This window comes from Psychrobacter sp. TB20-MNA-CIBAN-0197 (assembly GCF_040309765.1).
GTDB classification, from domain to species: Bacteria; Pseudomonadota; Gammaproteobacteria; order Pseudomonadales; family Moraxellaceae; genus Psychrobacter; species Psychrobacter submarinus.
Window position 1 is genome coordinate 1 of record NZ_JBEOPC010000484.1, and the last position, 277, is coordinate 277.

At 42.6% G+C, this 277-nt stretch carries 1 pseudogene; it reads left to right on the plus strand.

The features are described 5' to 3' along the window. Positions 1–277: pseudogene (locus tag AAEY83_RS14605) on the plus strand (EF-P lysine aminoacylase EpmA); the annotation flags it as partial.

The following is a 277-nucleotide window of genomic DNA, read 5'->3' on the forward strand; positions in this document are numbered from 1 at the left end:
GGCATACATCCACTGACGGCCAGTTTGGCGACATTACAAGCAGTGGCAGAAGATAAAGGTTTGACCGGTTTTAATTTTAATAATGTAGAGAGCGTGACAACCAATAGTGAAGAAGATATTCGTCAAAGCTGGTTAGACCTATTATTTAGCCATGTAGTCGAGCCAAATTTGGGTCACGATTTGCCGACTTTGATTATAGAATATCCGCCAGCAACGGCAGCATTAGCAAAAACGGCTTTAGATAAAGACGGTAATAAGGTTGCGAAGCGCTTTGAGC